The following is a 25675-nucleotide window of genomic DNA, read 5'->3' as shown; positions in this document are numbered from 1 at the left end:
GGAATGGCAGGTTTTTGCCTAACCAGCGCTTTAGGAGAGTAAGACCATGCTGCGCATTCGTCGCATCTACGATGATGCACTGCCGATCAACAGAGAAGAGCTTCGCCAGGTAAAGGAGATTTTGCGCACCAGGTTCAGTGCCGCAGATGAAAAGGAGATTGAATCCATTGGCGAAAGATTGCGCAATCCTTTTAAGCAGCGGTTTCGCACGATTCTTTTTGTGGCGGATAACGCCAAGGGTCGTGTCAATGGTTTTGCCATTCTCCTCCATGACCCGACCCTGGGTTTTACCTACCTTGACTGGATTGCCATAACTGCCAAACGTGCTGGTTCCGGCATCGGCAGCGCCTTGTACGAAAGGGTGCGCCAGGAGTCTGTTGCCCTGAAGGTGAAAGGGCTTTTCTTCGAGTGTTTGCCGGATGTTGAGCAGTTGTGTCCTGATCAGACGTTGTTGCAGGAAAACCGTGCCAGGCTGCGTTTTTATGAACAGTACGGCGCCCGGCCCATTATCAATACGGCCTATGAGGCGCCCATAAATGCCGGCGATACCTGCATGCCCCATCTGGTATACGACGGTCTTGATGGGGGTAAACAGCCTGGCCGTACTTTCGCCCGCAAGGTGGTCCGGGCCGTGCTCGAACGTAAATACGCCGATCTTTGCCCGCCGGAGTATGTGGAAAAGGTTGTTGCCTCGTTCCGGGACGATCCGGTAGAGCTGCGCCCGTTTACTTATGTGAAGCCGGAACTGGCAGCCCGCGGGGTCGGAAACCGGATCACCGAGCAGATTGCCGTGGTGGTGAACGACCGCCATGATATCCACCATGTCCGTGATCGAGGTTATGTTGAGTCGCCGGTGCGCGTCCAGTCTATCCTCAGAAAGTTGGATAAGAGTGGCCTATTCGTCCAGATACAGCCGCGGTCGTTTGCCGATCGCTATCTTTACCCGGTACATGCCCCCGATCTGGTTCATTATCTGAAGCGTGCCTGTGCCGGGATGCCGGAGGGGAAGTCCCTCTATCCCTATATCTTCCCGATCCGCAACAAGACCCGGCCCCCAAAGGAGCCGTCGGTGCTTGCCGGCTACTATTGCATCGATACCTTTACCCCTATCAACCGCAATGCCTACCCTGCGGCGCGCCGGGCGGTGGATTGCGCCTTGACTGCCGCTGGCGAGGTGCTCAACGGCCGGCGGATAGCCTATGCCCTCGTCCGGCCTCCGGGTCATCATGCCGAAAGCCGGGTATTCGGCGGCTTCTGCTATTTCAACAACAGTGCGGTTGCGGCTCATTACCTGAGCGGCTACGGCAAGACCGTGGTGCTCGATCTTGATTACCATCATGGCAATGGCACCCAGGAGATTTTTTACCGGCGCGACGATGTCCTCACCATTTCCATTCATGGCCATCCGAGTTTTGCTTATCCCTATTTCAGTGGTTTTGCTGAGGAATGCGGTGAAGGTGAAGGCGATGGGTTTAACCTTAACCTGCCTTTGCCGGAGAGTGTTGATGGCTCTGCATTCCGCAAGGTATTGACCGGTGCCCTTGACAGAATTGAAACGTTTAAGCCTGCTTTTGTCGTGGTCGCCCTAGGTCTTGACCCGGCTAAAGGTGATCCCACCGGGACCTGGAGCCTGGCGGCCAAAGATTTTGAGGAAAACGGTAAACTGCTTGGTGCCCTTGGTCTGCCCATGGTTGTGGTTCAGGAGGGCGGTTACCGCACCCGCACCCTCGGTCTTAATGCGTTGCATTTTTTCAAAGGTCTTGCCTCGGCTGCCCAGCAATGGTCATCTGCCAGCCACCAGCCGGTAAAAAGCAGTATTCAGGGGATAACTTACCGGCTGGAGATGGAAGAGGCCGACCTGGAAAGGGTGGCCAAGCTGGTGGCCGTGACCGGCTTTTTTTCTGCTGAGGAGGTGGCGGTAGCGGTGGAACTGGTCAAAGAGAGGCTGGAAAAAGGTGAAGCCAGCGGCTACCGCTTCATCATGGCTGAACATTATGGCCGGCTTGTTGCCTATGTCTGCTACGGTCCCATACCCTGCACCCTGAGCGGCTACGACCTGTATTGGATAGCCGTACATCCCGACTACCAAGGCAGGGGTCTAGGCAAGATTCTCCTGCAGCAGGCCGAAAAAAATATCAGGAGTGCCGGCGGTGAGCGCATCTATGTTGATACTTCCCAGCGTCTGCAGTATGCCAGCACCCGTTCCTTCTATGAACAGGGTGGTTATGAACCGCATAATGTCTTCCCCGATTTTTATGCCCCCGGTGACGGCAAGGTGGTTTACTGTAAGTACCTTGTGAAAACCTAAAGGTTTTCCTTAGGGTTTGGACAATTTTCTTGAGTGTATTTCAACTGTCCGGATGTTCGATTTATGCAGCTGCATTTCTTGGTTGACAAGCCTGATAAAGGTGTGTAAAGGGCGAGAAAATCGGAGTAGTATACGACCCGGACATGCGTAAGACGAAGCGTAAAAAGTAACCCCTTTTTATAGCCGCACGCCCCAGGCATCCGGGTCTGGAGAATGCCTTCCGATTCCCCCTTGGGGGACTGGATTTGCTCAAGGCTTTTAAAAGGGGTTATGAGATGAATATTGCGCTTTCCCACAATTTGCGGGAGGAGCCCGTCTGTGAGGCAGAAGCAGAGCCTCCCAGTCGTCCTCCTACCGATCTCTATGCCGAATGGGATGACCTCCGCACCATCAAGGCCGTGGAGTCAGCTCTGGCATCCCGTCATCAGGTCACCCTGGTTAATGCCGATCTGAATGCCTTTGAAATCTATCGTGAGCTGAGACCTGATCTGGTCTTCAATATTGCGGAAGGTTTAAACGGCGCCAGCCGTGAAGCCCAGATTCCCGCCCTGCTGGATATGCTAGGGATTCCCTATACCGGTAGCGATCCGGTTACCTTAGGCAACTGTCTTGACAAACGGCGTACCAAGGAGATCCTCAGTTACCATCGCATTCCAACCCCGCGCTTTGCGGTGGTTTCATCGATGGCCGAACTCTCCTTTCGGCTCCGCTACCCGCTCATGGTCAAGCCAACCCTTGAAGGCTCCAGCAAGGGCGTAACAGACCGAGCTTTAGTGCATGACCGCAAGGCTCTGGCGCGGCAGATCGAATGGGTGCTGGAAACCTACCACCAGCCGGTCCTGGTGGAAGAGTTTCTTCCTGGCCGGGAGTTTACGGTGGCCCTGCTGGGTAACGGTGCCGGACTGCGGGTACTGCCCGTCGTTGAAATCAATTTTCATACCCTCCCTGCAGGGGTTAACCAAATCTATTCCTATGAAGCCAAGTGGCTCTGGGATCGGGAAGAGGACCCTCTGCAGATCTTTGCCTGTCCGGCGTCTCTCGAACCCCTGCTGCAGCAGAGGATTGAAGATATCTGCCGGCGGGCTTTTACCGCCATGGGCTGTCGCGACTGGTGCCGCATCGATGTACGGCTCGACGGCCATGGTCGGCCGAACATCATTGAACTGAATCCACTTCCCGGCATCCTGCCGCTCCCCGAGCAGAACAGCTGCTTTCCCAAGGCGGCCCGGGCTGCGGGGCTGTCCTACGAGCAGATGATTCTGGCGGTGGTCGACGCAGCAAGCCGGCGTCGCAATCTGTTCCAGGGGGGTCACGATGCATATCGCCATATGCTTTAACCAGGCTCCCCCCCTCCTGCTCAAAGGCGAGCTTCTTGACCGGATTTCCGAGGAAGGTGCTGAAAAGGAGGCCTGCGCGGTCAGGGACGCTTTGCACCAGCTTGGGCATGACGCCAGTCTGGTTCCGTTGGGTGCGGACCTGCTTGCTTTTGTCAAGGAACTGCGCACGTCCAGCACCGAAGTCGTCTTCAACCTCTGTGAAGGTTTTTGGGGTGACAGCCGCAAGGAAATGCACGTGGCTGCCCTGCTTGATCTGCTTGGTGTTGCCCATACTGGTGCTGCACCTTTCTGTCTCGGCCTCACCCAGGATAAAGTTCTCACCAAAGATATCCTGCGGACCCACGGTCTGCCGACGCCCGGCTACGTGCTGGTGCGCCAAGGGGGGCTTTTTTCCCCGGGGACCAGGGATCTCGCCTATCCACTTATCGTCAAGCCCCGCTTCGAGGATGCCTCCCTGGGAATTACCGGTGACAGCATTGTTGACGATGAGCAGTCTCTGCCCAGGCGGATAGCCTATGTCCACGATACTTACCATCAGGATGCTTTGGTAGAGGAGTTCATCGGTGGCCGCGAGCTTAATGCCGCCGTCGTCGGCAATGCGCCGATGGTGGCGCTGCCCCTTTCCGAGATCGTCTTCAAAGCTGGTCTCACGAATGCCATCGTCAGCTATGAGGGCAAATGGCTGGAGAATTCACCGGAGTATAGCCAGACCCAACCGGTCTGCCCGGCGCTGCTTGCCGCCGGTGAAACGCTGCTGGTGCAGGATGCCGCCCTGCATGCCTGCAAGTTGCTGGATTGCCGTGATTATGCCAGGGTCGATATCCGCTTGCGCGCCGGCGTGCCTTACATCCTCGAGATCAACGCAAATCCTGACCTTTCACCTGATGCCGGTCTGGCCCGCAGCGCCGCTGCCGCCGGCATCAGTTATCCCAAGCTAATCGAGCGGCTTCTTTCTTTGGCGCTGAAACGCCGGGTGTTCGCCCGTGCTGCACCATAACCCGAGCGATCAACCCACCAGCCATATTCCTGGGGTGGCAACCGGGGAGAGTAGTTGATGATGGAAACCTGTGCCGGTTTATGGTGCAGCTGTACAAACCTTTGATCTGCCAGAACTCTGGCGATGAACGAAGTATGAATGACCAGCATTTTTTGGTATGCAGGGAGAACGGAGCATGATGGAAACCTGGCAGAAACTGTTGCAGGCGAGCATTACCAGTCCCGGTGAGTTGATCCTGCCTTTCGGTGTCGACCCACGTCCCCTTGAGGAGGTGGCCGAACGTTATCCGATGCGGGTCAATCCCTATTATCTCAGTCTGATCAAGTCGGTTGGTGACCCGATCTGGAAACAGGCGGTTCCCGCCGAGGAGGAACTGCATGATTCAGTCTGCATGGTCGATCCCCTTGAAGAAGAGAACCAGAGCCCGGTTCCCAACCTGGTGCACCGCTATCCGGATCGGGTGCTGTTTCTGGTTTCCTCTGAGTGTGCCATGTACTGCCGTTTCTGTACCCGCAAGCGCAAGGTTGGCGGTGCGCACATGGTAATTGACCGCCAGACCCTCGAGGTGGGGATTGCCTATATCCGCAGCCATCCAGAGATCCGTGACGTCATCCTTTCCGGTGGCGACCCTCTGCTGTTGGGTGACGAGCGTCTGGAATGGATTCTCACGGAGTTGAGGGCGATCCCCAGTGTGGAAATTATCCGCATCGGCACCCGGGTCCCTGTGGTGCTGCCCCAGCGGATTACCCCGGCGCTGGCGCGCATCCTGCGTCGCTACCACCCGCTCTATATTAATACCCACTTCAACCATCCGGATGAAATTACTGAAATCTCGACGAAGGCTTGTGCAAGGCTGGCCGATGCGGGTATCCCGCTGGGGAATCAGACGGTGCTTATGCGGGGGGTCAATGATGATCCGGAGGTCATGAAGCGGCTGATGCAGAAGCTGCTGGCCATCCGGGTGAAACCCTACTATCTTTACCAGGCCGACATGGTGCAGGGGACCGACCACTTCCGTACCAGCGTCGAGGAGGGAATTGAAATCATCCGCGCCCTGCGGGGTCACACTTCGGGAATGGGGGTGCCGGCCTATGTCATCGACGCCCCCGGTGGCGGTGGCAAAATTCCGCTTCTGCCCGATTATCTCCAGAGCCTCGGGGAACAGGTGGTTCTCAAAAATTACCAGGGCCGGCTTTATGCCTATGCCAACCCGGCACCGATCTTTGAAGAGGAAAAGCGCCGGGTGGCCAATGGTTGTTGTTTGTAGCCGACGGTGGTTGGATTTTGACAGCTATTGGCAGTCAGATAAGACAATGAACCAAGGAACCTCAACACCAGAAGATCAGGTGAGACGATCCTTGATGGGAACATACTTTAGTTTTTTGGGGCCGACATAGTCGGCCCGCGGACGGATCAGACGGTTATTGCCCCACTGTTCAAAAATGTGCGACGTCCAACCGACAACCCGGCTCATGGCAAATATGGGCGTGAAAAGATCGACCGGGATGCCCATGGCGTGATACAATGATGCGGTATAGAGGTCGACGTTGGGGAAGAGCGTGGTGTTGGCCAGCATCACTCGCTCAACTTCCAGGGTTATGTCAAACAAACGCCGGTCTCCCGCCAGTTTGGCCACCTTTTTGGCATGCTGGCGTAAAATGCCGGCTCGCGGATCCTCACAGCGGTAGACCCGGTGCCCGAAACCGGGAATTTTATTTTTTGCCGCCAGCTGCGCCAGAACCCACGCTTCCGCCTTTTCCGGCGTGCCGATCTCCTCGATCATCTTCATCACTTCGGCATTGGCGCCGCCATGCAAAGGCCCCTTGAGGGTGCCAATCGCACTGGTTACCGAAGAGTAGAGGTCGGCCATGGTGGCCGCGGTGATCCGGGCGGCAAAGGTTGATGCGTTCAGTTCATGGTCGGCATGCAGAATCAAGGCGGCATCGAGTGCCCGGACCATCTCAGGTTTAGGCTCCTCAGCGCGGAGGGCGTAGAGAAAATTATACGCGATACTTTTGCCGGCGAGCGGCCTGACCGGTTCAAGGCCTTCGCGCAGTCGCTGATGGGCGGCGATCAGTAAGGGTATTCTCTCCGTCAGGCGCTGGGCTTTACGGAGGCAGGCGTCCAGCCCCGTGTTGCCGCTATCCGGGTCCCAATGACCCAGGGAGGAAACCGCGGTCCGCAAGACTTCCATCGGCGTTGCCGCCTTGGGAAACATCCGCAGAATCATGATGGTTTCCACCGGTAAGGTCATGGAGCCGGTAAAGCCGTCAAGAAATGCCCGGTACTCAGTCCGGCGCGGCAGACACCCGTACCAGAGCAGATAGGCAACTTCTTCAAAGGTGCTGTGCTCAGCGAGGTCACCTACATCATAACCGCGATAGATGAGGCGGCCTTCATTGCCGTCGATAAAGCAGATTTCGGAAGTGCAGACGGCAATATCTGCCAGACCACCACGACCTCTGCTCCCTGCAGGGCTGCCAGTATCTTTCTCCTGCATCATCGCTGTTTCTCCTTCAAAAGCTGTATGGATGAATAGTTCATGAAAATCTATCCCCGTCGATCATCAGTTGTTGCCGGTTGGTGCCATCTGTCTGCCCATGATGTTCATCCTTTGCCAACGGTCTGCGGGCATGAACACCGCGGCGAAGCCTACGAAACGTTGTTTCGAGAAACTCGACCCCAAGCAGGACCGCAACGGTCACGATGGTTACACTCAGAGCAGCCTGCAGGCGGCCGACGCCAATAGTGGCTCCGACCCCGGCCAGCATCCAGATGATTGCCGCCGTTGTTACACCGGTAACCGCCCCTTCCTTGGCAATGATAACACCGGCACCCAGAAAACCAACACCGGTGACAATCTGCCCAACTACTCTTGTCGGGTCAATATCCTGATCAGGATAGCAGGCGCTCAGGCCTACGAACACACAGGTGCCGAGACAGATCAGGATGCAGGTCCTGATGCCCGCCGGTTTTCCCCTCAGCTGTCTTTCAAAACCGACAATCGCCCCGCAAACCAATGCCATGCCGATGCGCGTCCAGAAGGCCACCGAACCGGGATCAAGAAAATCTACAGGAACTATGGTACATGTGTTCATCAGGCATTCGTGAAATATTCTATGTTTGTTTTATGCAGAACAGCTTCACTTCAGATGGCTAGAACCGGCGGCAGCGGCTTGATGAAATGTTGCCGCAGACTGTAGGTGTAGGCACCTTGTGTGGGAATCATCAGAATATCGCCGCTCTCAATCCCCTCTCCCCAGTAGGCGTATCCCCAGACATCATGGGGGGTGCACAGAGAACCGAGGATATGGCAGGGTTTTTCCACCAGGGCTGGCCGAGAGAGGTTGAGAACCGGGAAATAATCACTTTCAAAGCGTTCCCAGCCGATGGCATTGGTGCCGGCGTCGGTAATCACCAGATCTTCGGCCTTCTTGTCCACCACCTGCAGCAGCAGGTGCATGGCATCATGGCAGAGCCACCGGCCAGGTTCAAAGCAGATGCGGCAATGTTTGACCAAGGGCAGCAGTTCGGCAGTAATCAGTTGCCCCAGATCTTCAGCGAAAACATCCAGCCCGGCGGCCGGCAACCGGTAATAGCGGTGGGCCGCATTGACTTCCTCGCCCCATGCCTTGCGGATGCTGCCATTTTTGGTGCCGCCCTCCTGCAGCCACTCACCCGTCTCCGGCCAGTAGCCGCCGCCGACATCGATGAACTGCAAATGCTCAAGAAACCTGGGCGACATGCGACAGAGTATCATCTTCAGAGCTTTTATGAAAGTGCATTGGTTTGTCGGTGAAAGGTTCCAGCTGGTATGAAACTGCAGCCCCTGTAACTGAATATGCCGGCAAGCGGAAGCCTTTTCCCAAAAAGCGGGCAGTGTCTCAGGGAGGATGCCGAATTTGTGCCACAGACCGTTGTTCATGGTTGTCAGGCGGACACCGGCACGAATCTTTTGCCCCATCTCGGCAGCGATCTTTTCAAGCCGTTCAAGCTCACCAAAACTGTCAATGAGGATGGTCGTCCGGCTGGTATTGGTAACTGCCAGCGCCAACTCAGCTTCGGTTTTGCCGGGTCCGCTGAAGACAATGTCGCTGGCATTGAGTTCCAGGGCCATCTGCAGCTCGCTGCCGCTGGAGACATCCAAGCCGAATCCCATGTACAGCATCGTTCTGGCGATTTCCGGATAGTTATTGCTTTTCACCGCATAATAACTGGCGACATGCGGCAAGACCGATGAGAAGGTGGTCTGGAATTGCTGGGCCCTTTCTTTGAGGGCAGGGCGGTCAAGCAGGTAACAAGCGCCATTGGCCTGTTTGGCTTTCTCAAGATACAGCTCGCGGTGTCTGAAATAACGGGCGCAATAGCTCTTGACCTCCGCCTGCGGCAGGTGGGGAATAGTTTCTGCTAACTCCCCCGAGGGGCAGATGTACTCGTTCATGGCTGCTATCATCCAGTCTTTAGGAAACCATCTCAACCGTCAGTTGGTCGGCCATGGACTGACCTTGTTCCACCCATCCCGGTTTCTCGGCCGGCATGAAAACAAGGTGTCCGAGAAGCCAGGAATCATAATCTTCCGGCGGCAGGCAGATGCGATGTCCGGCTGAACGGATGATGGCGAGGTCGCGCACCCGGGGGTCGCGCTCCAGGCGCTCAGCGTTAATCTGTTTGACAATCCCGCTCCGGTGGGCGAGCAAACGAATCCCGACCATGGGTGGCATATCGTGAGGCGGAAGATGTTGCATTGTCTGGTGCCTGGCAAAGGCCAGGCTGAAACCCAAAATGTCAAATCCGCTGGCTGCACGAAGCAGCGCCGGCAGGCAGTCTCCCCCCGGCCTCGGGGTTAATTCCAGCAGGACGATCTCGCCGTTGCTGATGATGAAATCGACCATGCAGATGGCCCGCGAAATCTCCAAGGCCCTGGCTGCCTGGGCAAAAATACCGCAAAGCTTGTCGATGCTGACCGGCGCTGGCGGCGAGGACAGCAGCCGGTATCCCCGGATGGTGCCGAACGGCGCTTGGGAGGCCTTGCTTTTTTCCGTCAGCCGGATGATCTCAACCCCTTCTTCGTCAATCAGGAAGTCAGCGCTGAACTCAGGACCCGCAATATATTCTTCAATGACAATGGTATCAGGACCGTTGTGGCCTGCGCGATATAAACGATGCGTTGCCTTATTCCTCAAGGCCCCATGCATGATCTGCAGGCACCGTTTCCCCTGATCCATATCACTGCAGTGAAAAACCAGCTCGCTGCCGCTGCCGGAAAGCGGCTTCAAGACGTATGCTCCGGCCTTGTTTGCCATAAATGTGGCGATGTCGGCGGCAGATGAAACCTGGTTGACCAGCGGGCAGCGGATGCCCTGTTGCTGCCAGATTTTTTTGGTTGCCCATTTATCCCGACAAACTTCAATGCTGTGGGGCGAAACGTAAGGGAAACCATGCTCTTTTGCCAGCAGAGCGGCAAGCTCCAGTGACTCGCAGTCGAAACAGGCGATGCCCTCAAGGTGCAAGCCGTAGGTGGTGATCTGCTGCCGTAGACTCCGCCGCACGTCCTCGTAGTCGGCAAGATTGCAAAGCAACTCTTCGGCCGCATCAGGTGCTGCTTCCCTGGCCTGCAGGCGATGAAGCCGGTCTGTAAGAAAAAAGGCTTCACCGGGGTGGTGCAGCCTGATCCAGTCAATGTAGTCGGAGGTCGTGCCGACAACGCAGACCTGGCGGTCAGCAGGCATGGGCAATTTCCTCCTCTCGCCCGTCCAGCGGCTCATCTATCGCCTGCATGTTCGAGAAGGCATACAATGGCCGGGCTGTCAGGCGGAAACGTTCTTTCCAGTTGAAGTCTCCACACAGAAAATCCACCAGCTTGATCCGTTGTGCACACGACCATTCGAGATGGTGGAGATTAATCACCTTGGCAACCCCGGGGAAAGCGCCATTGGTGCCACCGGCCAGCAGTGTGTAGGTGCCCTGCCAGACGGCTCCCAGGTCAACCGCCGCCAGTTTACCGCCAATGCGCACAGAGGTCAGGCGCAGAAGACCCTGATCCCAGAGCCATGCAACAAGGTTTTCAAAAGCCCGGGCAAACCGTTCATCGGCAAAGTAGGACCACTCTTTGTAAGCCTCCAGGTTGAGAGTGAATAACTTCTCCACATCGGCAAGCTGGTTATGGCTGATGACAACCCCCTGACTGTTGATTGCCCTGGTTTCTCGCTCTATTTTCCGCCGTGTCTTGCCGGGAAAATGGGCCAGATAGGTGGCGAAAGAGAAGTTGAAATCAGCGGGGGAAAAAAGATAGCCGGTTTCATCATGTTGTACCGGTTGATCTGGCAGGTTGCAGTAGCCAGGCTGCAGATAGCGCACATGCACCGGTCCCGGAACAGCATCCACCAGGGCTGAGCTGACCGTTGGTGAGGCGGCAATGATTTTGTTCTGTTCAAGCCAGGTTTTGCCGTTCCAGAGTTCCCCGGGGAAATGACCATAGTAACCCTTTTCCGCAATCCAGCTGAGCGCCAACAAGCCGAGCGGTTTTCCGCCGCCTTCGGCAACCAGGAAAAATGGCTGTCTCCCGAAAGGCGCCAAAAAAGCTGTGCGGAGTTGCCAGAGATCAAAAAGGCACTCCCGGGGCCAGTGGTTTTTCCACAGCCGGTGACATTCCTCCAGGTCGCTTGTCGCTCGTATGCTGATCATCTCTCAGCGCCTGAAGGTAACGTTGAGCGTGCTGAATTTTCCCCCGAACCACTGCTGTGAAAAGTGGCGAACCGCTTCCGGATCGTATGCTTTGCAGCTGAAAACATCAAGGTAGGTGGCATTGGTCAGGTTGGCAAAATGTGCTGAGATCAGTGACGTTTCGATCAGCTGAACCATGGAGTAGCCGGCTACCTTTTCATCCTCGCCGAAATGTACCACCTGCGTCTCGCCAAAACGCCTCATCTCAATAAAATCACAAAGCTCGGCGACAAACGTGCGTATATAATCAGCGTCACGGATCTTTTCCGGATCGCAGTCATAAATATCAATTGCCGAGGCGATGCCCCATACGTCCAAGCCAACGTCTGGCAGTTGTTGGTCAATAGCCAATGCTGATAGGGGTTCCATCATTACCTTTTCCTCCTTTTTTGTTGCAGCAGATATGCAGCTGCAATGGCGGTTTTCTTATTCTTTCCAAAAATTTTCTTTAAGATTATCCCGGCGCCGCAACCGTTTACCTCTTTTTTTGCGAAAAAGCAGGCGATCTTCATCAGTCATATCATGCAAGCGGTCATCTCTTTGCAAATCGGCCAAATCTGCCGGACTGCTTTTCTTTTTTTTGGGCTTCCTGCCTTCGTTCAAGCGTTCATCGTCCATCTTCAACTCTTCATGGCCATAGTGTTCAAATTCATTCCCAGAGGTCCAGAGTGCAGGGTGACAGCCTCTCCAGTTGAATGGCGGGAAAGGGGAGAAATGGCCATTTAGCATATTGCGTGCCAAGCAGTTGCAGCCCCAGTATGCGCTGCCTGCCCTGTTGAAAATCATTTTTTCCATAAAAAGAGGTGTTCCAACAGGGAAATAAACAGAATTATCTTTCCATTTTTTTTAAAAAGAGTATTCTAATTCTTAATTATGTATGGACATGGCGCATAACCAGCGATAGCTATGACAACCATTTTTGTAAGTACTTGAAATTAAATTACAAAAATATTTAAGCTTGGCAAGCGTAAGAAAAAAAAGGAATAACTTTTCTGATTTGGAGGAATGTACTGATGCTCCCGCGTGTCATATTGGGAATAAAAAACCGGAAGGCCGAAAGGTATCTTGAAGCACATCTTGATAAAGCCGGTGTGCAGACCAAAGCCTATGGCCAGTTGCAAAAACCCTGGCGCAAACTGGTTGATGGCTGCGGCGATATTCTGGTTATCAATGAATCTCTGATACCGCCGCCTTTGGAATCAAGTCTTGCATTGCTCAACAATCTGCCGGAAAGGCCGATTACCGTCATTCTCAGTGATAGTGATTCATCCGAAGAGAGTGCCAGTCTCATTGCTGCCGGTGCTGACGTCGTACTCTATGCCGGGATTTCGGTTAACAGCCTGAGAGAGGCCATTGAAAGCATCCTGGAATCCAGGCGGCAGTTCAACCTTGACGACCGTTATGACCGGCAAGGTCGCATTAAGCCAAAAATCAGTGATTTTTTTTCCAAATCCCAGGAAATGCAGTTTTTTATGGCCGAGGTTCAGCAGATTATCCCCAGCGATTCCGCCCTGCTGATCCTGGGTGAAACCGGGGTTGGCAAGGAACACCTGGCCAAGGTCATTCATGCTGAAAGTCAACGCTCCGCTGGCCCGTTTATTACCGTCAATACGGCAGCCGTTCCCGATCAGCTGCTGGAAAGTGAGCTTTTTGGCCATGAGCGGGGCGCCTTTACCGGTGCTGTAAGATCGCGGCGGGGCGCCTTTGAACTGGCTCATCAGGGAACTATTTTTCTTGATGAAATCGGCGATATGCCGCTCCATATGCAGGCCAAACTGTTGCGGGTTTTGCAGGATTTTGAAGTGACCCCGGTAGGTGGTGAAAAACCTCTCTGGGTGGATGTCAGAATCATTGCTGCCACCAACCGTGACCTCGAGAAGGAGGTGGCCCAGGGAAATTTTCGCAGCGATCTCTATTACCGATTGAATGTCGTAACCTTGACAATCCCACCCCTGAGGCAGCGGAAGAATGATATTCCTTTCATGGCCGAAGCATTTGTTCGCTCACTGCTTAAAAAGGTCGGTCGTGGTCCGCAGGAGATCTCCGAAGAAGCTATGAAGGCGCTGTGCAGTTATGACTGGCCGGGAAATGTCCGTGAACTGATGAACGTCCTGGAAAGGGCGATGCTGCTTGGCAAGGGCAGGGAAATAACCACCAGGGACCTGCCCAGCATTTTTCATGGGACTCCGCAGATTAGTGGCAAAATTCTGCTTTCAGACAACGGTGATCCCAGCGCCTGGGATGGACTTACCTTGCCGCAGGTTCAGGCAGACATACTGTCCCAGGTTGAACGGCTCTACCTGGAGATGGTGCTGAAAAAAAGTTCAGGGCGTATTGGCGAGGCGGCCAGGATGGCCGGCATCCATCCCCGCAGCCTCTACAATAAGATGAAAATGCTGGGTCTTAAGAAAGAGTATTTTAAAAAGTAGCAAGCGGCTATCTTTTGCGTTTGGCCAGGGTTGTCTCATGCCCAGGGCCGTTGACTGAGGATGAATCCGCGCTTGAACCGGCTGGTATTTCGGGTTTTTTAGCCAGAAAAGCGGCACGCAGCAGGCGTTATATAAAAACAGCCCGGAAGGTTTCTTCCGGGCTGTTTTTTCTGGCATTTGTAAACTGTTGCTGTGTGGGCTGCTAAAAATTATGATCCTCAACCATATTCATCTGCCAGATGCCACATGGGCAGACGGCTGCGCAAAAACCACAGCCAATGCAGAGGTTGTCATCTACCACATATTCATAGCCGCCATCTTCCGTTTCCTGACGGGAGATGGCTCCCCAGTAACAGGTCTGCTCACAGATCCCGCAGTCCCGGCAGAGTCCGCAGGACATGCATTTCAGGGCTTCCGTATCGCCATCCTTGGGTTGGGGCAGCCGCTCCTTCTCGTAGTATTGCGGACAGATAGTATCGTAGTTGACCATCTCATCGCTTCTGGCGGCCGCCGGCCGGCTGTCGAAATCAGCCAAAATAGTCCTGGCCGCCTGCAGGCCGTTGCCGAGGGCGTGGGTAATGAGTCCCGGCTTGGCCACATCACCGATGGCATAGAGCCGGTCAATAGTGGTGCGGCAGAGGGAATCGGCTTTGACGTAGCCTTTGAAAAGTTCCACCCCCTCAGGCAGGTATTCCAGTTCCGGAGTTTCACCGATGGAGATCATGACCACGTCGGCATCCAAATCACTGCCGTCTTTGAAGTAGAGCTTGTTATCGGCTTTGCTGTAACGATCGGTAAATTTGGGAAAGAGTATCTGGGTTCCCAGCGCTTTGGCCATCTGCTGTTCCTTGCCGAAGCTGGCGGGCTCCTGGATGTCGACGGCGATTACGGAGGCAGCTCTCTGGTTGTAGGCTTCGACCGCGATATCCATTCCCACGTTGCCGGCGCCGATAACAACCACCCGTTTCCCTTCAAGGTTCATGGGGGTACGGGCATTGATTCCCTTGAGAAAAACAATTCCCGGAATAACATCTTCATACCCGGGGAAGGGAATGACCCGCGGCGCATGGGCCCCGGTGGCCAGGACAACGGCATCATACTGCCGGCAAAACTGCTCAAAGGTTTTTCGGTCGACCTTGGTGTTGACATGGATGTCAGGTCCAAGGGTGCAAAATCGTTCCAGTTCATGGTGGAGGATCTCCCGCGGCAGGCGATCTTCAGGGATGCACTGATAGATCTTGCCCCCCAATGCTTCCTCACGCTCGTACAGCGAAACCTGAACCCCGGCCAGCAGCAGGTGCCAGGCGGCAGCAATGCCGCCGGGACCGCCACCGATTACCGCAACCTTTTCCGCCCGGGCAGTTGCCTTTTCCGGGGCATTGGTCTGCAGGCTGAGGCTGCCCAAGAGGGCGATATCCACCGGTTCCTTCAAAAGAACACCGCGGGTACAGGCATCCATGCAGGGGTTGGGGCAGACCTGGCCGCAGACCGTCCCGGGAAAGGGTGAGTACTGGAGAATCAGATCAAGAGCTTCCTGGGTTTTGCCCTCTCGCAGCAGATGGGTGCGCTCATGGGTGGGAATTTCCGTCGGGCAGCTATAGGCGCAGGGGGCCAGAAACCGGCCATTGTCCCAACTGGGGAACTGCCGCCGGTCATCACCGCTGACGATATAGGGGATGATGGTCCGTTCAACGTCAAGCAGGTCACCGACAATGCCCCCCTGACCCACCTCCTGTTCCCAGGTCTGCAGGCGGAACTGATCCATCGGCAGCCGCTTTTTGTCCAGATCGCCCCGTTCCAGGGGTGACAAGGCGACAATTTTCTGCCATTCATTGCGGTGACTCAACTCCTCAAGGTATGACAGGCGGTCGATAGCCTTGAGGTATGGCTTCATCTGGGTGGTCAGCCACTGCCAATCGGCATCGGTCAAGGGTGCAATCTTGACATCACTGCTGCTATGGCCGGTTGTCGGCCCGCGGAAATAGATGGTGCCGCCCACCATGCCGACGCAGGGGCGGTAGCCGAGGATGTTGTCGGCATGCCGGGGGTTGACCCCGCAGACCACCGCAATGCCGCCGGCCTTGAATTCAGCAAAGGAGTCGCCCACATCGCGGAAATACCATGACTGAAGCGGCTCAAAGCGGGGATTGAACTTGGTCATGGTGTCGCAGCGGGCGCCGCCCCCTCCCTGGACATAGAGAATGCCCTGGGCGCCGGCGTTATGAGCTCCATTAGCAACATCTCCGAGAACCGTAATCGTGGCGCCGCAGTTGAGCCAGCCCACATCATCGGAACAGGACCCGTGGACGACAATGTCGGTGCCCAGCATTCCCATGCCCGCCAACCGCTGGCCAGACGTCCCTGTGACACTAATGGATGTTTTGTCTGGTGAAGGCCAGATGCGGCCACCAATGCCATGCTGGCCGTCAGCAACAATTTCCAGCTGGCGATAGCCGTTGTGAATTGCCCGTTGAATAGTCTCTTCCAGTTCCTTGGAGGGAACCCGTTTGCCGTCAATCAGTCCTTGAATGGTATGCATCGAACATTCCTTATGGGTGACCGTCCATCAGGTTTGGACTTGTGGTGAGGTTTATCAGCTCTGAATTTCTTTGCTATCGTATGCGTTTAACAGGCATAATCAATCTGCAGCTGTTCGGCAATAGCTTTATCATCGATGCTCAAGCCGTCGGACATGCCGATTGGCAGCTGGGTGCTACGGCCCATGGGTGCGAAGATCTTCTTCAGTTCGCTGTCGGCCGCCTTGAAAGCATCTACCAGCCGTTCAGCCACCAGATCAGGATCAAGCCGGCGGTAGAGCCGGGGGTTCTGGGTGGTGATTCCTTTCGGGCAGCGGCCGATGTTGCAGAGGTTGCAGCGGTTCTGTTCGTCTCCCAGACAGCCGGCGGCAGCCTGCATCACATACTTGCCGCAATCCACTCCTGACGCGCCGAGCATGATCAGCGCAGCAGCGTTGGCCGCCAGGTTGCCTGTCTTGCCGACCCCGCCGGCAGCGAACAGGGGCAGCTCGTTCTGCTTGCCGATTCTCACCAGGTTTAGATAACATTCCCGCAGGTTGGAAGCGATGGGATGCCCCATCTTATCCATGGAAACGTTATAGGCTGCGCCGGTGCCGCCATCTTCACCATCAATGGTCAGGGCGGCGGCGAAGGGATTACGGGCCAAGTTGTTGAGCACCGCCAGGGCAGTTTTGGTGCCTGAAATTTTCGGGTAGACCGGCACCCGGAAGCCGAAAGCCATGGACATGGCAGTCACCATTTTGGCCACTGCCTCTTCGATGGAGTATTTGGTCTGGTGGGTGGGCGGTGAGGCCAGATCCACCTGCATCGGGACGCCCCGCACTTTGGCAATCAGGTCAAGAACTTTAAAGGCCATCAGCAGACCGCCGTCTCCCGGCTTGGCCCCCTGGCCGTACTTTATTTCAATGGCCGCCGGATCTTCCTTCATATGCGGGATGGCGTGAATGATTTCATCCCAGCCGAAGTAACCGGAGGCAATCTGGAGAATGAAGTATTTCAGGAAACGTGATTTGAGCAGCCGGGGCGGCATGCCGCCTTCGCCGGTACACATGACCACCGGGATATTTTCCACTTCATTGAGGTAGGCAACCCCCATGGCCAGTCCTTCCCACATGTTGGGTGACAGGGCGCCGAAAGACATGCCGCCGATGCGGATCGGAAAGATTTCCCGTACCGGCGGTATATAGGCTGTCTCATCCAGTAACAGGCCCCCATCTTTGACGGTCAGGGGTAGCTGATCGGGAGAGAGATTGCGTCCCAGCAGGGTCCTGATGTAAAACTCGTGGCGGCCGGCATCCAACGCCGGGTCGGTCAGCATGGAAATGCGGGTGAATTTGATTTTATCGAGCGTCGATTTCCCCGGATCATTACGACGGCCACCCCGCTTGAAGGGTATGCCGCCGTGATTTTTATTGATCAGGAATTTGTTGGCCGGGTTGTACTCGGGATAGATGGCGTCATTGGGGCAGACCAGGGCGCACATGCCGCAGCCGACGCAGTAGCGCTCAATGTCAGTAATCTGCTTGATCCCATGATAGGTCGTCCGCACCGTTGCCGGCATCGGCAGGGGGCCCTCGGAGGTAACCAGGTGGCGGACAAACACCCCCGGTTCAATGGCGCTGTTGGGGCAGACCGAGGTGCACTTGCCGCACCGGGTACATTTCTCAGGGCTCCAGTGAATGATATACGGCAGGTCTTTTACTGATAGCTGACCGTTGACATCGAGCCGTGTTTTTGATTCCATACCTGTATCTCCTTTGCATCTTCAGCAATCATCACCATGTCATATTTCATCGGGAACACATCTTTGCTGGTATCCCTTTGGGGAATCGCGGCATCCAGGCCGCAGACTTCCGACATCAGGGCAAACTTGCCCGGCACGCCGCCCACCGCCCCGGGGCGGAGTTTCTTGGCATCCTGGGCCATGAAGATGGTGCCATCCTGGTCGATGCCGATGACGCAGTTGGGGCCGTCAATCGTCAAAGGCCGCAAAACCCGCTTCAGCAGTTGAATCGCCTGGCGGTCGGTGCGTTCATCCATCTCCTGATCGAAGAGCGGGGTAATGACATCCTTGTAATATTTCAATGGCAGCCCCAATTCATGGCGCATGTAATGGAGGATGTGGGCGAAAACCTCGCTGTCGCTGCGATAGCCGACGTAGCCGGGAAAACCCCGGCCAGTCAAGAATTCGCGGATGGGGATGAACGCGGTATTCTCGCCGTTGGTCATCGTGCCGCTTCCCTGGAGGAAAAAGGGATGACAGGCGTAGAGGTTGATGGCGTAATTGGTATTCTGCCGCCCCTGGGCCAGGATTGTCTTGGCCAGCAGCGGTTTGGTATCCAGACCGAAAAATTCGCCTACCTCCAAGGGATCCCCCACCTCCTTCAGGGTAATGAGGTCGGGCCAGAAGGAAAAGATGTACATGCTGTCATCGGCAATCCCCATGTTGCGCAGTTCCAGCCTGGTTTTCAGCAGCAGACTCTCTTTGGTCTGCCGGTCGGCATCCTGGGCCCAGTCGGGGTATTCATAGGCGCGGGCAAAATAGAAATCGCGCTTTTTGATGGCCATTCCCTTTTTCAAGGTTATTTTTGGCGTCCACAGATGCTTGGTTTTGAACCCCAGCTTGACCATGTGCTCATCCAGTACCGGGATCGAATCTTTTGAGCAGATGCCCGAGAGAATGGGGTTCTCTTTCAGTTCTTCGAATGCTCCGCCCAGGTTGCGGAGAATCAGCCCCAGTCCGGAGCCGTCATGTCCCTCTTTCATGGTTTCCAGGGCCATGATATTTTCCATGGGGGAAAAATACTCATCTGCAATGATGGCGCTCAGCCGGCACATATGCTGCTCCTCTGTTGTTGGTTCGGGAAGGCAACCCGTTGTTTCAATTTCCCGGTATCTTTGCAAAAAGCCAATTATTATAGGGTGTCTGACCAATTATGTCAATAATGGATCTTCTCGTGGTTAATCTTCCCTGGCCGGTTGATCTTCTGGAAACGTTACCCGGTCTTCATGGCTTGCAGGCGATCGGTCAATTCTTCAAAGTGAAACAGCCGGTCAAATTCCATCAGGCCCGCCAGCGCGCGGGAAAACACCCGGTGCCCGGTTTCTTCAAGGATGGAAACCGGGTTGAGTCCGCCAATGACCACGGCGCCGAACCTGCCCTGGCTCACCGGAATTTCAAAAAGGGGCAGGCCGGGACGGCCGAGACTCATAAATCCCCCGAGTCCTGCTTTGGCCAGCCTTTTGGCCAGGTTGTCCACCAACTCCCGGCTGCCGGCGGGGAATTCGCGAAAGCTGGCGCCGATGCGGCCGTTGCCGCTGGTGATGGCCCCCCGGTAATTGGTCATGCCGCTGCGGATAAAAACCTCCAGCGGGTCGATGCTGGTGCCGTCGTAGGTGATGATTTCAACAAAGCGGGTGGCTTTCCGGTTTTTGAGCTCCAGTAAGCCGCCGAAGCGGGAGGTGGTGGGAATGCCATACTTGAGCAATACCCCGTTCAGCGTTATGGAGCAGACAGTGCCGACCCCAACCAAGCCAGGGGGGACAATAATTTCGCCGAGTCGTTCTCCCGGGGCCAGCAGAGTGAGAAATTGCCCCATGGCATAACCCTGGGCAAAGACCTGCTTGATTTCATCGGCGCACACCAGCAGGTCTGCCGGTTTAACCATGGTAAAATTGATCACCACCGTACCGCTGCGGTTGTCGAGATCAAAATTCATCCGGTAGGTCATCTGGTCAATTTTTGCCGACAGAAACCCCACCCGATCCATGATCTGCGATGAAGCCAGTTCGTTGAGACCTGCTTCGCTGATTAACCGTCCCCGTTTACCAAAATTGCGGGTGAAGCCTGCCCGGTCAAGCTGCTGCAGGTAGAGCCTCACCGTGCGTTCGCTGATGTCAAGGCCCATGTTGATCAGCTCTTCGGTGATTACGGCGCTGCTGATGGGGCTGTCGACTTTCTTCAGAATCCGCAAAATTGCCAAATGCTTCTTTTTTATTTTACTGTCCATGGAGTTTGGTTTCTATCCGACCAGCAGAAAAAAGTCAACAATTGTCCTGTAGTTAGCCTGCTTGACGATTATTGGTTGCCGGAGCTAGAAAAACGTTTTACTTAATGATTATTGGCAATAATGCCGAATATCCCGGCAGTCGGCCTGATCCGGGTAGGCAAGCGTAATCTTTGACATTATTATTTATTTGACATGTCTTTGCCAAGGTGATAGGGGCAAAAACCAGGGTTTTTATGGCAATCAATTGCCAGATATGCTTGATGCTAGAGGAGGGAAGATAATGATTGAATGGCCGAAATCAAATGATGCTTTAGGAACGGTTAATCGGGGCAACCCTTGTGAATCCGGTCTGTGTACCTTGTGCCGGGCTGACTGCAAGGGAAAATGTGAAACCTGGCTTTCCAGTATCCGGGGACGGAAGCTGCTCTATCCGCGGGATTTCGGTTCCATTACCGCCGGCAGCGCCAATACCACCCATGTGGGGGTGAACTATAATGCCCTGCGAATTCAAGGCTATAACTACGGTTCCAGCGGTCTGCCCCAGGGCCTGTCCCATTCCGAGGATGACTGTATATTCCCCAACGTCAACATTGAAACCGAGTTCGGCAATGAGGTGAAGACCAAAACCAGAATACCCCTGCTTTCTGGAGCGCTGGGTTCCACCTTTATCGCCGCCAAGTATTGGGAGTCCTTTGCGGTCGGTGCCGCCCTGGTGGGTTTTCCCATCGTCGTTGGTGAGAATGTTGTTGGTGTCGACAAGGAATCTATCCTTGAGAAGGGTAAAATAATCAATTCACCGGAACTGAACCGGCGGGTAGACACCTTCCTGCGCTACTATGACGGCTACGGGGCGATCATCGTCCAAATGAATGTTGAAGATACCCGCAACGGCGTCGCTGAATACATCGTCGACAAATATGGTGACAAAGTCATTATTGAGTTGAAGTGGGGCCAGGGAGCCAAGGACATCGGCGGCGAAATCCAGGTGACCTCGGTGGAATATGCCAAGTTCCTCAAGGACCGTGGCTATATCGTCGATCCCGACCCTTACAAACCGGAAGTTCAGGAAGCCTTCAACCATGGGGCGATCAAGTCCTTTGCCCGCCACAGCCGCCTGGGTTATACGGGCCTTTCCGATGTTGATGAAGTGAAGGCCGATTTCATGAATTCGGTGGATTATCTCCGCAAGCTCGGCTATAAGCGGATAACCTTGAAGACCGGTTCCTATGGTATGGAAGCCTTGGCGATGGCCATCAAGTTTGCCACCGAGGCCAAGCTTGACCTGCTGACCATTGACGGTTCCGGCGGCGGCACCGGTATGAGCCCCTGGAATATGATGGAAACCTGGGGAGTTCCCTCCATTCACCTCCATGCCAAGACCTATGAATATGCCAGCATTCTGGCCAACCAGGGTTCCAAGGTTGTTGATCTGTGCCTGGGCGGCGGTCTGGCGCGGGAAGACCACATTTTCAAAGCCCTGGCACTGGGGGCGCCGTTCGCCAAGCTGGCTCTGATGGGCCGGGCGGTGATGATTCCCGGCTATCTGGGTTCCAATGTGGAGGGGGTGGTCAAGCCTGAGGAAAGAGCACGCCTGAACGGCAACTGGAGTGAACTGCCGCCGAACGTAGCCCAGTATGGCCGCACAGCCGATGAGATTTTTGCCGGCTACTATGAAGTGCAGAAAAAGGTTGGCGCCGATGAGATGAAGAATATCCCCTACGGTGCCATTGCCATGTATACCCTGGCTGATAAACTGGCCGCCGGCCTGCAGCAGCTCCTGGCCGGGGCGCGGAAATTCAACGTCAGTGAAATTACCCGCGATGAGATCTTTTCCGGCAACCGGGAAACTGAAAGAGAAACCGGAATTCCCTTTGTTACCGATGTCCTCGATGACGCTGCCAAGAGGATTTTGAAGGCGTAGCCGGGAACATGGTGCCAAACGTTTGATACGAGGGAGGCGGACTATGCGGGTCCGCCTCCTTTTTTGGTTTCTTTTTTGTTGACCACTGATTATGATCGGGTGCAATGTGGGTTATGATGTCAGGACATAACGGTGCATGGTTCGATAATGGTTTTTTCGATGCAGGAGGAGTGAGATGCCGAAGCGTGAAGATATTCAGAAAGTCATGATTATTGGCTCCGGGCCGATCATTATCGGGCAGGCCTGTGAGTTTGATTATTCAGGTACCCAGGCCTGCAAGGCCCTGAGGTCTCTGGGCTATGAGATTATCCTGGTCAATTCCAATCCGGCCACCATCATGACTGACCCCGGTACTGCCGATGTGACGTATATCGAGCCGCTGAATCTCAAAACGATGGAAAAGATCATTGTCGCCGAAAGGCCCGATGCTCTGCTGCCGAACCTGGGGGGGCAGTCGGCCCTCAATCTCGCTTCAGAGCTGGCCAGGGAAGGCATCCTGGGAAAATATGACGTCAAGGTTATTGGCGTCAATATCGATGCCATAGAGCGAGGGGAAGATCGAACTGCCTTTAAGAATACCATGGATCGCCTGGGTATCGAGATGCCACGCAGCAAAGCGGTCAACAGTGTTGATGAGGCCGAGCAGGTGGCCAGATATCTGGGCTATCCGGTCGTTTTGCGGCCGGCCTACACCATGGGCGGCACCGGCGGCGGTCTGGGTTATAATGTCGATGAGCTGCGGACGGTTTGTGCCCGCGGGCTGGCCGCCAGTCTGGTGAACCAGGTGCTGGTGGAGGAGTCGGTGCTGGGCTGGGAGGAGCTGGAACTGGAAGTTGTCAGGGATGCCAAGAACCAGAAAATCACCGTTTGCTTTATCGAGAATGTGGATGCCATGGGGGTGCATACCGGTGACTCCTACTGTACGGCCCCGATGCTGACCATCTCCCGGGATCTGCAGGATCGCCTGCAGCAGTATTCTTACGATATCGTTGACGCCATTGAGGTTATCGGCGGCACCAATGTTCAGTTTGCCCACGATCCCAAGACTGGACGGGTGGTGGTGATCGAAATCAACCCCCGTACGTCGCGATCTTCGGCTTTGGCTTCCAAGGCCACCGGTTTTCCCATCGCCTATGTTTCCGCCCTGCTGGCCGGTGGCTTGACCATGGATGAAATTCCCTATTGGCGGGATGGCACTCTGGAAAAATATACGCCGTCCGGAGAGTATGTGGTGGTCAAGTTTGCCCGCTGGGCCTTTGAAAAGTTTGCCGGGGTTGAGGATAAGCTGGGAACCCAGATGCGGGCCGTCGGTGAGGTGATGAGCATCGGTAAAAATTATAAAGAGGCGCTGCAGAAGGCCATCCGCTCCCTGGAGATCGGCCGCTATGGGCTCGGTTTTGCGAAGGATTACCATCAGAAACCTTTGGAGGAACTGCTGCAGCTCTTGCAGGAACCCAGCAGTGAACGTCAGTTTATCCTCTATGAAGCGTTGCGTCAGGGGGCGACTATCGATAAATTGCATGCCAGGACCCATATTAAAGCCTGGTTTCTCGAGCAGATGCGGGAACTGGTGGAGCTTGAAGAGCGGCTGCTGCAGCACAAGGGAAAAGTGCTGCCGGATGAGCTGCTGACCCGGGCGAAAAAGGATGGCTTTGCCGACAAATATCTGGCTGAAATACTGGGGATTGAGGAGCAGGTGATCCGCAACCGGAGAATTGACCTTGGCCTTTCCGAGGCCTGGGAGCCGGTACCGGTGAGCGGGGTTGAAGAGGCGGCGTATTACTATTCAACCTACAATGCGCCCGATCAGGTGGCAGTCAGCGATCGGCCGAAGATCATGGTGCTGGGCGGCGGGCCCAACCGGATCGGCCAGGGGATTGAATTTGACTATTGCTGCGTTCACGCGGCGTTTGCCATTCGTGATGCCGGTTATGAATCAATTATGGTCAACTGCAATCCGGAAACCGTATCCACCGACTATGATACGTCCGATAAACTCTATTTTGAGCCGCTTACCGTTGAAGATGTGCTGAGTATTTACGAGAAGGAAAAACCAGCAGGGGTGATTGTCCAGTTTGGCGGCCAAACGCCGCTGAATCTTGCCAACGAGCTGGAGGCAGCCGGAGTCAAGGTGCTGGGGACGCCGCCGGAAATTATCGACCTGGCGGAAGATCGTGACCGCTTCCGACAGATGATGCATAAACTGGCAATTCCCCAGCCGGAATCGGGGATGGCCAGTAACCTGGATGAGGCCCTGGAAATTGCTGCTGAGATTGGTTATCCGTTGATGGTCAGGCCGTCCTATGTTCTTGGCGGACGGGCGATGGAAGTGATCTATGATGAGGAAATGCTGCGTCACTATCTCCAGGTTGCTGTTGATGTTTCTCCGGCACGACCGATCCTGATCGATAAGTTTTTAGAAAATGCCATTGAGGCGGAGGCTGATGCCATTGCCGATGGCACTGATGCCCTGGTGCCGGCGGTCATGGAGCATATTGAACTGGCCGGGGTCCATTCCGGTGATTCGGCCTGCGTCATCCCCCCGGTGAGCATTGCTCCGAAACATATAGAAACCATCAAGGAGTATACCAGGAAGATTGCCGTAGAACTGGGGGTGATCGGCCTGATGAATATCCAGTATGCCATTGCCCATGACACGGTGTATATCCTTGAAGCCAACCCGCGGGCTTCGCGGACGGTGCCGCTGGTTTCGAAGGTCTGCAATCTTTCCATGGCCCGTCATGCGACCGAGGTGATGTTGGGCAGAAAGCTGACTGACCTGGGGTTGGAAGTGAAACCGTTTGCTCATTTTGGGGTTAAGGAAGCGGTTTTTCCCTTCAATATGTTTCCCGAAGTCGACCCGGTGCTGGGGCCGGAGATGCGTTCCACCGGCGAGGTGCTGGGGATGGCTGACTCTTTTGGCCTGGCTTTCTTTAAGGTCCAGGAGGCCACCCAGTCGGTCCTGCCGCTGGGCGGCACGGTGCTGATCACCATTGCCGAGCGGGATAAGCCGGGAGTTATCGAGGCCGCCCGGCAGTTTCGTGAGCTGGGGTTTGCAATCCTGGCCACCGAAGGTACCTGCCGATTCCTGCAGCAACAGGGGATTGCCGCCACCTGCATCCTTAAGCTGAAACAGGGCCGGCCCAATATCATTGATGCCATCAAAAATGGCGAGATTCAGCTGATTGTCAATACTCCCAAGGGGAAACGCAGCCAGGAAGATGACGCCTATATTCGGAAGGCGGCAATCAATTACAAGGTGCCATTTATGACGACTACGGCAGCTGCCCTGGCGGCCGCCAAAGGGGTAGCTGCCCGGAGGAAAGGCGATGCTGAGGTCAAGTCGCTGCAGCGTTACCATGCCGGGTCATAACAATCAGTTTGCCGCAGGCCAATGCTGATCGTTACACGTC

Annotated in this window: 18 protein-coding genes; 7 read left to right on the top strand and 11 right to left on the bottom strand. The window is 55.2% G+C overall.

The genetic code is table 11. The features are described from left to right. Positions 1 to 46: 46 nt before the first annotated feature. The 4 genes from JXO50_01080 to JXO50_01065 all read left to right on the top strand — a co-directional run bounded on the left by JXO50_01080 (position 47) and on the right by JXO50_01065 (position 5909). On the top strand, positions 47 to 2308 hold the full coding sequence (locus JXO50_01080) for a GNAT family N-acetyltransferase (GenBank protein ID MBN2331680.1): 2262 nt from the start codon (positions 47 to 49) through the stop codon (positions 2306 to 2308). 275 nt (positions 2309 to 2583) lie between these two features. Continuing rightward, positions 2584 to 3645 (top strand): ATP-grasp domain-containing protein, encoded by a 1062-nt coding sequence (locus JXO50_01075; protein MBN2331679.1) that lies wholly within the window; start codon positions 2584 to 2586, stop codon positions 3643 to 3645. After that, complete coding sequence (locus JXO50_01070) at positions 3623 to 4642, top strand: ATP-grasp domain-containing protein (protein MBN2331678.1); 1020 nt, start codon at positions 3623 to 3625, stop codon at positions 4640 to 4642. Before JXO50_01075 ends, JXO50_01070 begins: the two co-directional genes overlap by 23 nt. Positions 4643 to 4820: 178 nt before the next feature. After that, on the top strand, positions 4821 to 5909 hold the full coding sequence (locus JXO50_01065) for a KamA family radical SAM protein (protein ID MBN2331677.1): 1089 nt from the start codon (positions 4821 to 4823) through the stop codon (positions 5907 to 5909). 75 nt (positions 5910 to 5984) lie between these two features. On the opposite strand, the gene JXO50_01060 is transcribed toward JXO50_01065, so the two are convergent. The 7 genes from JXO50_01060 to JXO50_01030 form a co-directional block, all read right to left on the bottom strand. Next, a complete protein-coding gene (locus JXO50_01060) occupies positions 5985 to 7142 on the bottom strand; it encodes a citrate synthase (protein ID MBN2331676.1) in 1158 nt (385 codons plus the stop codon). A 40-nt stretch (positions 7143 to 7182) separates the two neighbouring features. Further along, positions 7183 to 7725, bottom strand: coding sequence for an MgtC/SapB family protein (locus JXO50_01055; protein ID MBN2331675.1), 543 nt, complete (start codon positions 7723 to 7725; stop codon positions 7183 to 7185). Positions 7726 to 7790: 65 nt separating this feature from the next. Then, entirely contained in the window at positions 7791 to 9095 is a 1305-nt protein-coding gene (locus tag JXO50_01050) for an alanine racemase (protein MBN2331674.1), read from the bottom strand. A 7-nt stretch (positions 9096 to 9102) separates the two neighbouring features. Next, a complete protein-coding gene (locus JXO50_01045) occupies positions 9103 to 10371 on the bottom strand; it encodes an ATP-grasp domain-containing protein (protein ID MBN2331673.1) in 1269 nt (422 codons plus the stop codon). Beyond that, the gene (locus JXO50_01040; protein MBN2331672.1) at positions 10361 to 11326 is read right to left on the bottom strand and encodes a GNAT family N-acetyltransferase; all 966 of its coding nucleotides are present in this window, start codon (positions 11324 to 11326) and stop codon (positions 10361 to 10363) included. Before JXO50_01040 ends, JXO50_01045 begins: the two co-directional genes overlap by 11 nt. 3 nt (positions 11327 to 11329) lie before the next feature. Continuing rightward, positions 11330 to 11734 (bottom strand): S-adenosylmethionine decarboxylase, encoded by a 405-nt coding sequence (locus tag JXO50_01035; protein ID MBN2331671.1) that lies wholly within the window; start codon positions 11732 to 11734, stop codon positions 11330 to 11332. 57 nt (positions 11735 to 11791) lie between these two features. Then, complete coding sequence (locus tag JXO50_01030) at positions 11792 to 12160, bottom strand: hypothetical protein (GenBank protein MBN2331670.1); 369 nt, start codon at positions 12158 to 12160, stop codon at positions 11792 to 11794. 218 nt (positions 12161 to 12378) lie between these two features. Here JXO50_01030 and JXO50_01025 point away from each other — a divergent pair, with 218 nt between their 5' ends. Further along, entirely contained in the window at positions 12379 to 13794 is a 1416-nt protein-coding gene (locus tag JXO50_01025) for a sigma-54-dependent Fis family transcriptional regulator (protein MBN2331669.1), read from the top strand. A 202-nt stretch (positions 13795 to 13996) separates the two neighbouring features. Here JXO50_01025 and JXO50_01020 read toward each other — a convergent pair whose 3' ends face one another. The 4 genes from JXO50_01020 to JXO50_01005 all read right to left on the bottom strand — a co-directional run bounded on the left by JXO50_01020 (position 13997) and on the right by JXO50_01005 (position 20341). Beyond that, complete coding sequence (locus JXO50_01020; GenBank protein ID MBN2331668.1) at positions 13997 to 16333, bottom strand: FAD-dependent oxidoreductase; 2337 nt, start codon at positions 16331 to 16333, stop codon at positions 13997 to 13999. Between the two features lie 86 nt (positions 16334 to 16419). Continuing rightward, positions 16420 to 18075: a 4Fe-4S binding protein gene (locus JXO50_01015; GenBank protein MBN2331667.1), complete on the bottom strand. Its 1656-nt coding sequence runs from the start codon at positions 18073 to 18075 to the stop codon at positions 16420 to 16422. Further along, positions 18030 to 19169, bottom strand: a complete 1140-nt coding sequence (locus JXO50_01010; GenBank protein MBN2331666.1) for a glutamate synthase — start codon at positions 19167 to 19169, stop codon at positions 18030 to 18032. Before JXO50_01010 ends, JXO50_01015 begins: the two co-directional genes overlap by 46 nt. A gap of 158 nt (positions 19170 to 19327) precedes the next feature. Further along, on the bottom strand, positions 19328 to 20341 hold the full coding sequence (locus tag JXO50_01005) for a DUF128 domain-containing protein (protein MBN2331665.1): 1014 nt from the start codon (positions 20339 to 20341) through the stop codon (positions 19328 to 19330). 280 nt (positions 20342 to 20621) lie between these two features. Here JXO50_01005 and JXO50_01000 point away from each other — a divergent pair, with 280 nt between their 5' ends. Then, entirely contained in the window at positions 20622 to 22262 is a 1641-nt protein-coding gene (locus tag JXO50_01000) for an FMN-binding glutamate synthase family protein (protein MBN2331664.1), read from the top strand. Between the two features lie 175 nt (positions 22263 to 22437). Next, positions 22438 to 25635, top strand: a complete 3198-nt coding sequence (gene carB, locus JXO50_00995; protein MBN2331663.1) for a carbamoyl-phosphate synthase large subunit — start codon at positions 22438 to 22440, stop codon at positions 25633 to 25635. Positions 25636 to 25675 lie beyond the last annotated feature (40 nt).

Source organism: Candidatus Anaeroferrophillus wilburensis (genome assembly GCA_016934315.1).
In the GTDB taxonomy this organism is placed as follows: Bacteria; Desulfobacterota; Anaeroferrophillalia; order Anaeroferrophillales; family Anaeroferrophillaceae; genus Anaeroferrophillus; species Anaeroferrophillus wilburensis.
Note: the sequence above shows the minus strand (reverse complement) of the source record. Positions and strands in the feature narration are given on the sequence as shown.

Bases quoted from the DNA above. Each gene is read 5' to 3' on its own strand.
- JXO50_01075 (MBN2331679.1), top strand. From the start codon at position 2,584: ATGAATATTGCGCTTTCCCACAATTTGCGGGAGGAGCCCGTCTGTGAG.
- JXO50_01020 (MBN2331668.1), bottom strand. From the start codon at position 16,333: ATGCATACCATTCAAGGACTGATTGACGGCAAACGGGTTCCCTCCAAG.
- JXO50_01060 (MBN2331676.1), bottom strand. From the start codon at position 7,142: ATGCAGGAGAAAGATACTGGCAGCCCTGCAGGGAGCAGAGGTCGTGGT.
- JXO50_01030 (MBN2331670.1), bottom strand. From the start codon at position 12,160: ATGGAAAAAATGATTTTCAACAGGGCAGGCAGCGCATACTGGGGCTGC.
- JXO50_01045 (MBN2331673.1), bottom strand. From the start codon at position 10,371: ATGCCTGCTGACCGCCAGGTCTGCGTTGTCGGCACGACCTCCGACTAC.
- JXO50_01080 (MBN2331680.1), top strand. From the start codon at position 47: ATGCTGCGCATTCGTCGCATCTACGATGATGCACTGCCGATCAACAGA.
- JXO50_01015 (MBN2331667.1), bottom strand. From the start codon at position 18,075: ATGGAATCAAAAACACGGCTCGATGTCAACGGTCAGCTATCAGTAAAA.
- JXO50_01050 (MBN2331674.1), bottom strand. From the start codon at position 9,095: ATGATAGCAGCCATGAACGAGTACATCTGCCCCTCGGGGGAGTTAGCA.
- JXO50_01025 (MBN2331669.1), top strand. From the start codon at position 12,379: ATGCTCCCGCGTGTCATATTGGGAATAAAAAACCGGAAGGCCGAAAGG.
- JXO50_01065 (MBN2331677.1), top strand. From the start codon at position 4,821: ATGGAAACCTGGCAGAAACTGTTGCAGGCGAGCATTACCAGTCCCGGT.
- JXO50_01010 (MBN2331666.1), bottom strand. From the start codon at position 19,169: ATGTGCCGGCTGAGCGCCATCATTGCAGATGAGTATTTTTCCCCCATG.
- JXO50_01070 (MBN2331678.1), top strand. From the start codon at position 3,623: ATGCATATCGCCATATGCTTTAACCAGGCTCCCCCCCTCCTGCTCAAA.
- JXO50_01035 (MBN2331671.1), bottom strand. From the start codon at position 11,734: ATGGAACCCCTATCAGCATTGGCTATTGACCAACAACTGCCAGACGTT.
- JXO50_01005 (MBN2331665.1), bottom strand. From the start codon at position 20,341: ATGGACAGTAAAATAAAAAAGAAGCATTTGGCAATTTTGCGGATTCTG.
- JXO50_01000 (MBN2331664.1), top strand. From the start codon at position 20,622: ATGATTGAATGGCCGAAATCAAATGATGCTTTAGGAACGGTTAATCGG.
- carB (MBN2331663.1), top strand. From the start codon at position 22,438: ATGCCGAAGCGTGAAGATATTCAGAAAGTCATGATTATTGGCTCCGGG.
- JXO50_01040 (MBN2331672.1), bottom strand. From the start codon at position 11,326: ATGATCAGCATACGAGCGACAAGCGACCTGGAGGAATGTCACCGGCTG.